Origin of the sequence: Streptomyces rectiviolaceus (assembly GCF_039533825.1) — a bacterium.
Lineage (GTDB): Bacteria > Actinomycetota > Actinomycetes > Streptomycetales > Streptomycetaceae > Streptomyces > Streptomyces rectiviolaceus.
The window spans coordinates 19935-28420 of the sequence record NZ_BAAAUG010000038.1; the positions used below are offsets into that span (position 1 = coordinate 19935).

At 71.3% G+C, this 8486-nt stretch carries 6 protein-coding genes; 3 read left to right on the top strand and 3 right to left on the bottom strand.

Features of this window, described 5'->3' with window-relative positions; genetic code table 11:
* Positions 1–19: 19 nt before the first annotated feature.
* On the bottom strand, positions 20–1033 hold the full coding sequence (locus ABD378_RS12625) for an EamA family transporter (protein ID WP_344520761.1): 1014 nt from the start codon (positions 1031–1033) through the stop codon (positions 20–22).
* A gap of 152 nt (positions 1034–1185) precedes the next feature.
* Entirely contained in the window at positions 1186–1683 is a 498-nt protein-coding gene (locus tag ABD378_RS12630; RefSeq protein WP_344520763.1) for a cupin domain-containing protein, read from the bottom strand.
* 728 nt (positions 1684–2411) lie between these two features.
* Here ABD378_RS12630 and ABD378_RS12635 point away from each other — a divergent pair.
* Positions 2412–2831, top strand: a complete 420-nt coding sequence (locus ABD378_RS12635) for an MmcQ/YjbR family DNA-binding protein (RefSeq protein WP_344520765.1) — start codon at positions 2412–2414, stop codon at positions 2829–2831.
* 169 nt (positions 2832–3000) lie between these two features.
* Here the strand turns inward: ABD378_RS12635 and ABD378_RS12640 are convergent, their stop codons facing one another.
* The gene (locus tag ABD378_RS12640) at positions 3001–5823 is read right to left on the bottom strand and encodes an FAD-binding and (Fe-S)-binding domain-containing protein (RefSeq protein ID WP_344520766.1); all 2823 of its coding nucleotides are present in this window, start codon (positions 5821–5823) and stop codon (positions 3001–3003) included.
* Between the two features lie 131 nt (positions 5824–5954).
* Here ABD378_RS12640 and ABD378_RS12645 point away from each other — a divergent pair, with 131 nt between their 5' ends.
* Positions 5955–7208, top strand: a complete 1254-nt coding sequence (locus ABD378_RS12645; protein ID WP_344520767.1) for a cytochrome P450 family protein — start codon at positions 5955–5957, stop codon at positions 7206–7208.
* A 125-nt stretch (positions 7209–7333) separates the two neighbouring features.
* Positions 7334–8452: a phosphoserine transaminase gene (gene serC, locus ABD378_RS12650; protein ID WP_344520768.1), complete on the top strand. Its 1119-nt coding sequence runs from the start codon at positions 7334–7336 to the stop codon at positions 8450–8452.
* Positions 8453–8486: the final 34 nt, after the last annotated feature.

Consider the following 8486-nt stretch of genomic DNA (forward strand, 5'->3'; position numbering starts at 1 on the left):
ACAAGCAAGCGTGCTTGCATTACTTTCCGGACGTCTCCGGAACGGGTTCCGCGGCTTCCCGCCCGGCGTCCGCGGCTTGCTCGGCGGGGACAAGCACGGCTTCGGGGGTGGCCCCCGACACGACATCCCCGGCCCCGCGCCGGGCCCGGCCGCGCCCGACCTGGGTCCGGACGGCGCCCATGCTGGCGGCGATGACCAGCGAGATGGCCAGGGCCTCGTTCACGGAAAGGGCCTGGTTCAGCACAAGGAACCCGGCGACAGCCGCGATGGCCGGTTCCAGGCTCATCATGATCGCGAAAGTGGATGCGGGCAGCCGGCGCAGAGCGAGAAGCTCAAGCGTGTACGGCAGCACGGAGGACATCACGGCGACGGCCGCGCCGAGCGCGAGCACCTCGGGCCGCACGAGCTTCTCCCCGGACTCGATGAGGCCGAGCGGCATGAAGAGGACGGCCGCGACGACCATCGCGAGGGCGAGCCCGTCGGCCTGCGGGAAGCGACGCCCCGTACGGGCGCTGAAGATGATGTACGTGGCCCACATGGCACCGGCGCCGAGCGCGTACGCGACACCGACGGGATCGAGCCCGCTGAACCCGCCCCCGCCTCCCAGCAGGAAGACGCCGCAGAGGGCGAGCCCGGCCCAGACGAGATTCACGGCACGGCGCGAGGCGAAGACGGACAGAGCCAGCGGCCCGAGCACCTCCAGCGTCACGGCGGGTCCCATGGGAATCCGGGCGACGGACTGATAGAAGAGCCCGTTCATCCCCGCCATGGCGACACCGAAGGCAAGGACGGTCCCCCAGTCGGCCCGCGAGTGCCCGCGCACCTTGGGCCGGCAGACGATCATCAACACCAGAGCAGCAAAGGCAAGCCGCAGGGTCACGATGCCGAGGGCTCCGGCCTTGGGCATCACGCTCACGGCGATGGCCCCGCCGAACTGGACGGAGACGCCGCCCGCGAGCACAAGGCCGACGGGCCCGAGGGCACCCCATCGCCCACCGGGTGCCGCCTCCTGGCCACTCCTCGACGCGTCCACAGCCAACCCTTCCACTTCTCCAGCCCTCGGCCAGTCCACTCACCTGAACTACCCCGTCCAAGGTAGTAGACCACGACAGGATTGTGGAGCCCTTTTACTGCTGTACGCAAACCGCGTCCACATGCCGAGTGGCGGTGGGGCCGAGCCCCCGCTCACGAGGCGGCGATGGCCTCTCGCCAGACGGGGCTGTCGACGTAGTGGTTGTCGTAGCGCTCGGAGGACTCGGCGATCTTCTTCGGGTCGGCCTCACCGCGCATCACGCTGCCGAGCAGGCGCAGGTAGTCGAAGCGGGCCATGCCGGGCGTGAAGACGAACAGGACGTCCGCCGTGCGGCCCGGGGCCGCGGCGAAGGCGTGCGGGGTGTTCGGGGGCACGGCAAGGAAGTCACCGGCGTTCAGGACGGTGATCTCCTCGCCCACCAGGACCTGGAGTGCGCCACTGATCACGAAGAACAGCTCCGTGGCCTTGGTGTGGAAGTGCGCGGGAGCGCCGACGGCCCCCTCGGCGAACGTGGAGCGGTACGCGGTGAACCCGCCGTCCGGCCCGTCCATGTCGGCCAGGAGCGTCATCACGCTGCTCGGGTCGGCGCTGGTCTCGGCCTCCGAGGCGCGGGTGAGGAGTGCGGCGAAGCCGGTGCTCTTGCTGTCCATGATGGTGTCCCCTTCGGCTGCAGCGGGCTCGCCCCGCTGTCGTCGTGATCACCACTCTATGAACCCGAAAGACCCCCCACAGAGTGCAATCCACCACCAGAATCAACGGTCAATTCCCAACCCGCTCCCCCCACCGAGGGGCGGGGGGCCCGGCACCTAATTCCGAGAAGGCGCGTTACGCAAAACGCGCGCCCCCTTCCTCCAAGAACGCGCCTTCGTGAAAGTAGGTGCCGGACGCCAGACGAACCCAGCACCCACCCCCGAGCACCCGCGCACCCGCGCACCCGCGCACCCGCGCACCCTGCCCATTACAGCCACGCACAGCGATCCGGCCCGCAGCCGCTTGACGAGACCGGCACCCACCTCCGAAGCACCCGCGCCCGCGCCACCCCGCCCCGTGACGGCCACTCCAGAAGACCCGGCCCGCACCCGGCAGCGAAGCGGGATGGGCCACCCCCCTCCCCCGAGAGCCTCACCCCTGGGCCGTCCGGTCGCCGTCCACGCGCGGTGGAGGGACGGGTGTCAAGGGTGACCCGAAGGGTCATCGGCGAAGCCGACGCGACGCAGGAGCGCCCTTGACTCCCGTCCCGGAACCGCCAACCTCGCACCAGCCGGGCGGCCCCGGCACCGAAGTCAACGCAGGCACACCAAAGCAAGGGCGCCGGGCACTACGGATGCGGAACGAGCAACCTGCCGCTGCAGTCGCCGGCGGTCGCTAGTGTCGGCCCATGACCAGTCCTGGAGACGTGCCGCCGGAGATCCTGAACCGGTCGCGGTCGATCTGCCGGCAGTTGCCCGAGTCGTACGAGGAACCAGCCTGGATCGGCGTGCGCTGGCGGATCCGTACGCGGACGTTCGCCCATGTCTACACGCCGGACGTGGATCGCTACCCGGTCTACGCCTCGTATGTGACCGCAGATCAGGAACCGGTCGTGATGACTTTCCGGGTACCCGTCGACGACCTGCTCGGCCTGACCGCCGGTGGGTTCCCGTTCCTCCGTGCCGACTGGGGCCATAACGTCGTCGCCGCCATTCTCGGTGACCACACCGACTGGACCGAGCTTGCCGAACTGATCACCGACAGCTACCGCGAGATGGCCCCGAAGTTCCTCGCTGCCCGGGTCCCCCTCCTACCACCGATCAGCTGACCGGCGGTAGGCCTCGTCTCCCGCCACACCACGCACTGCGTGTGGACCTGGGGTCACTACAACGCCCCGACACGTAGTTGAACCCACCATGGCCGGGCGGCGAGGCGGCACCGCACGGTGCCGGGAGATGACACCCCCGCCCAGGCCAGCCGCGCCCCCGCGAGCCCCCTCACGCCTCCCCCAACCCCTCAGCCAACACCTCCGCCAAATGCCGCCCCCGCACCCCGCCCCCCAACTGCTCCAACTGCGTCCGGCAGGAGAAGCCGTCCGCGAGGACCACGGCGTCGGACGGGGCCGAGCGGACCGCCGGCAGCAACTGGTCCTCCGCGCACGCCACCGACACCTCGAAATGCCCCGCCTCGAAGCCGAAGTTGCCCGCGAGCCCGCAGCAGCCCCCGCTCAACTCCCCCTCCAGGCCCGCCTTCTCCCGCAGACGGCGCTCGGCCCCATCGCCCAGGACCGCATGCTGATGGCAGTGGGTCTGCCCCACCGCCGCGCGGTCGATCCGCGGCGGCGACCACTCCGGGGCCAGTTCCTCCAGGGCCTCGGCGAACGTCCGTACACGGCCAGCCAGTTCGGCCGCCCGCTCGTCATCCCCAAGCAGCTCCACCAGATCCGTCTTCAACGCCGCCGCACAGCTCGGTTCGAGCACCACAAGCAGCGCATCCGAGTCAAGCAGCGGCCCCATCCGCTCCAACGTGCGCCGCATCACCGCGCGGGCCCGGTCCAGCTGGCCCGTGGACACGTACGTCAGACCGCAGCACACATCCCCCGGCGGCACCACGGGACGCAACCCCGCGGCCTCCAGGACCCGCACCGCCGCCCGGCCCACCGCCGGCGACAGATGGTCCGTGAACGTGTCGGGCCACAGCACCACCGCCGGGCCCGGACCCCCCGAAGCCCCGGCATCCTGACGGCCCCGGAACCACCGCCGGAACGACTCCCCCGCCAGCCGCGGGATCTCCCTCTCCTGCGCGATCCCGCCCATCCTCTTGGCCAGCGACGCCAACACCCCCACCCGGGCAACCGCATTGGCGAGCCCCGCCGTACGCGTCCGGTCCGCGAGGCGCAGCCACACCGGCAGCCAGCCCATCGCGTAGTGCGCCGCGGGGCGCTTGCGGCCTTCGTAGTGGTGGTGCAGGAACTCCGCCTTGTACGTGGCCATGTCCACGCCCACCGGACAGTCCGACCGACAGCCCTTGCAGGACAGGCACAGGTCGAGCGCGTCCCGTACCTCCTCCGAGCGCCAGCCGTCCGTGACCACCTCCCCCGCGAGCATCTCGTGCAGGAGCCGGGCCCGGCCCCGCGTGGAGTGCTCCTCCTCGCCCGTCGCCCGGAAGGACGGACACATCACCCCGCCGCCCGAACCGGCCGACGTGGTACGGCACTTGGCCACTCCCACGCACCTGCGCACCGCCGCGGAGAAGTCCCCGCCGTCGTGCGGATAGCCGAAGGCCACGTCCACCGGCTTCCGGGGCAGCGGATCGAACCGCAGGTTCGCGTCCAGCGGCGCGGGCCGCACCAGCATCCCCGGATTCAGCAGGTCCGCCGGGTCCCACACCCCCTTCACCCGCTCGAACAGCCGGACGAGGTCAGCCCCGTACATCTTCGGCAGCAGTTCCGCCCGCGCCTGCCCGTCCCCGTGCTCGCCCGACAGGGAACCCCCGTGCGCGACCACGACCTCCGCCAGATCCTCCGAGAAGCGCCGGAAGCGACGTACGCCCGTCTCGCTCATCAGGTCGAAGTCGATGCGTACGTGAATGCAGCCGTCCCCGAAGTGCCCGTACGGAGTCCCGCGCAGGCCGTGCTCGGCGAGCAGCCCCCTGAAGTCCCGCAGGTACGCCCCGAGCCGGGCGGGCGGCACCGCGCAGTCCTCCCACCCCGGCCACGCCTCGCTGCCGTCCGGCATCCGCGTCGCCGTCCCGCTGGCGTCCTCACGCACCCGCCACAGGGCGCGCTGCCCCGCCGGGTCCGTCACGACCACCGAGTCCACCGTGTCCCCGGAGACCGCCCGCGCGATCGCCTCCGCACGCGCGCGTGCCTCGCCCTCGCTCGCGCCGCCCGTCTCCACGAACAGCCAGGCACCGCCCTTGGGCAGCCCCTCGGAGCCCCGCACGAGGTCGGCCGCCATCCCCTCCACCGTCAGCGGCCCGTGGGGAAGCAGCCCGGCCGCGGCCTCCGCCGCGGCGCTCTCGTCGGCGTACCCGAGGACGGCGAGCGCACGCGCGCGCGGCGACTCGACGAGGCGTACGACCGCCTCCGTCACCACACCCAACGTGCCCTCCGAGCCGCAGAAGGCGCGGGCCAGATCGACGCCACGCTCGGGGAGCATGGCGTCGAGCGCATAGCCGGAGATACGGCGCGGGAGCTCCGGAAATCCGGTGCGCAGGAGCTCCAACTCGCCGTCCACCAGCGCCCGCAGGCCCTCCGGAGCGCCGGACCAGCCCTGCCCCAGCGCGAGCCGGTCGCCCGCGCCGCTCACCACCGAGAGCGAGGCGACGTTGTCGGCGGTCGTGCCCCAGGCGACCGAGTGGGACCCGCAGGAGTTGTTGCCGATCATCCCGCCCAGCGTGCAGCGGTTGTGGGTGGACGGGTCGGGGCCGAAGGTCAGGCCGTGAGCACCCGCCGCGCCCCGCAGGGCGTCGCAGATCACCCCCGGCTGGACGACCGCGGTCCGCGACTCCGCGTCGAGGGACAGGATCCGGTTCATGTGCCGGGTGAAGTCGAGGACGAGCCCCGTGCCGGTCGCCTGCCCGGCGATGGACGTACCGGCGCCGCGGGCCACGACCGGCACCCCGCGCTCCCGGCACACGGCGAGCGCCGCCGCCACGTCGTCCGCGTCGCGCGGGGCGAGGACGCCGAGCGGCACGCGGCGGTAGTTGGACGCGTCCATGGTGTTCAGGGCCCGCGCGGTGACGGAGAAGTCCACCTCCCCCCGCACAGCGGCCCGCAGTTCCGTTTCCACGCCTCCGAGATCACTCACATCACTCATGCCCATATGCATGCCCTCAGGATGCATCCGCGAAGGCCCTCACCGGCCACAGCCAAACGCCCGATGCGCACCTATAGTTGCCGCGGCTTGATGATCACCAGAGCTGAACGCGGATCCAGAGGAGAGCGCAGATGACGACGCCCGGCACCCCCGCCCGCACCGACCCCGCCGCCCGCATCGTCCTCGACCCCTTCGTCACGGACCTGGACGGCGAGAGCGCCAGGCTGCGCGCCGCGGGCCCGCTCGCCGAGGCGGAGCTGCCCGGTGGCGTACCGGTCTGGGCGGTCACGCACCACGCCGAGGCACGCCAACTCCTCACCGACAAGCGCCTGGTGAAGGACATCAACGTGTGGGGCGCCTGGCGGCGCGGTGAGATACCGGCGGACTGGCCGCTGATCGGCCTTGCCAACCCGGGCCGCTCGATGCTGACGGTCGACGGCGATGAGCACCGCCGGATGCGCGCCCTGGTCGCGCAGGCGCTGACGCCGCGGCGGGTGGAGCGGATGCGGGAGCGGATCGCGGAGCTGACGGCGGGCCTTCTGGACCGGCTGCCGTCCGACGGTCAAGTGGTGGACCTGAAGGCCGAGTTCGCGTACCCGCTGCCCATGTACGTCATCGGTGACCTGATGGGCATCGACGCGGCCGACCACCCTCGTCTGAAGGTCCTGTTCGACAGGTTCTTCTCCACCCAGACCCCGCCCGAAGAGGTCATGGCGACGCTCGTCGAACTCGCCGAGATGATGGGCGAGGTCGTCGCGGCGCGGCGCGCCGAGCCGGGCGACGATCTGACGAGCGCCCTGATCCTCGCGTCGGAGAACGGCGACCACCTCACCGACGCGGAGATCGTCTCCACGCTCCAGCTGATGGTCGCGGCGGGCCACGAGACGACGATCTCGCTGATCGTCAACGCGGTGGTGAACCTCTCCGCCCATCCCGGACAGCTCGCCCTCGTCCGCTCCGGCGAGGCGAGCTGGGAGGCGGTGGTGGAGGAGACCCTGCGGTACTCCACGCCGACGTCGCACGTCCTGATCCGGTTCGCGGCGAAGGACGTACCCGTCGGCGACAAGGTCATCCGCGAGGGGGACGCACTGATCGTGTCGTACGCGGCGATCGGCCGCGACGAGCAGGCGCACGGCCCCACGGCGGACGCCTTCGACATCACGCGCACGTCCGCGCCCTCGTCGAACCGCCACATCTCCTTCGGCCACGGCCCGCACGTCTGCCCCGGGGCGGCCCTGTCCCGTCTGGAGGCGGGAGTGGCGCTCCCGGCTCTCTACGAGCGCTTCCCCGAGCTGACCCTGGCGGTCGCACCGTCCGAACTCCGCAACAAGCCGGTGGTGACGCAGAACGACCTGTACGAGCTGCCGGTGCGGCTGGAGAAATAGCCCCTCCGGCGATTGAGGAGCGGGGTCCGGGGTGGAACCCCGTGGCGTCCGCCCTGTGGGGCAGCACGATCTCAGCCGCCGGACGCCCCGGATGACGGCCCGCCCTGAGCCGCTAGGCTCACCCCGTGGCTGAGATCCAGATTCCCGCTGACATCAAGCCCGCCGACGGACGTTTCGGCGCGGGCCCCTCCAAGGTGCGCACGGAGGCGCTGGACGCGCTCGCCGCCACCGGTACTTCCCTGCTCGGCACCTCCCACCGCCAGGCCCCGGTCAAGAACCTGGTCGGCAAGGTGCGCGAGGGTGTGCGCGACCTCTTCTCCCTCCCCGAGGGGTACGAGGTGATCCTGGGCAACGGCGGCTCCACCGCCTTCTGGGACATCGCGACGCACGGCCTCATCGAGAACAAGTCGCAGCACCTCACCTTCGGCGAGTTCTCCTCCAAGTTCGCCAAGGCGTCCAAGCTGGCCCCGTGGCTGGCCGAGCCGACCGTGATCGCCTCTGACCCGGGCACGCACCCGGAGCCGCAGGCCGAGGCGGGCGTGGACGTCTACGCGTTCACGCACAACGAGACCTCGACCGGCGTCGCGGCCCCCATCAAGCGGGTGGCCGGCGCGGACGAGGGTTCCCTCGTCCTGGTGGACGCCACGTCCGGCGCGGGCGGCCTCCCGGTCGACATCGCCGAGACGGACGTCTACTACTTCGCCCCGCAGAAGTCCTTCGCGTCGGACGGCGGTCTGTGGATCGCCGCGTTCTCCCCGGCGGCGATCGAGCGCGCCGAGCGGATCCACGCGTCCGGCCGTCACGTCCCGGAGTTCTTCAGCCTCCCCACGGCGATCGACAACTCCCGCAAGAACCAGACGTACAACACCCCGGCGCTCGCCACGCTCTTCCTGCTCGCCGAGCAGCTGGAGTGGATGAACAGCCAGGGCGGCCTGGAGTTCACGACCGGCCGCACGGCCGCGTCCTCGCGCACGCTGTACGGCTGGGCCGAGGAGTCGAAGTACGCGACGCCGTTCGTCACGGACCCGGCCAAGCGCTCGCAGGTCATCGGCACGATCGACTTCGCGGACGAGATCGACGCTGCCGCTGTTGCCAAGGCTCTGCGGGCCAACGGCATCGTTGACACGGAGCCGTACCGGAAGCTCGGCCGCAACCAGCTGCGCGTGGCGATGTTCCCGGCGATTGATCCTGCGGATGTCGAGGCGCTCACGAAGTGCGTTGACTACGTGATCGAGAAGCTTTAGCGGTTCCTACGCAGATGGGGGCGCCCGGCAGGAT

Bases quoted from the DNA above. Each gene is read 5' to 3' on its own strand.
- ABD378_RS12640 (WP_344520766.1), bottom strand. From the start codon at position 5,823: ATGAGTGATGTGAGTGATCTCGGAGGCGTGGAAACGGAACTGCGGGCC.
- ABD378_RS12630 (WP_344520763.1), bottom strand. From the start codon at position 1,683: ATGGACAGCAAGAGCACCGGCTTCGCCGCACTCCTCACCCGCGCCTCG.
- ABD378_RS12635 (WP_344520765.1), top strand. From the start codon at position 2,412: ATGACCAGTCCTGGAGACGTGCCGCCGGAGATCCTGAACCGGTCGCGG.
- ABD378_RS12645 (WP_344520767.1), top strand. From the start codon at position 5,955: ATGACGACGCCCGGCACCCCCGCCCGCACCGACCCCGCCGCCCGCATC.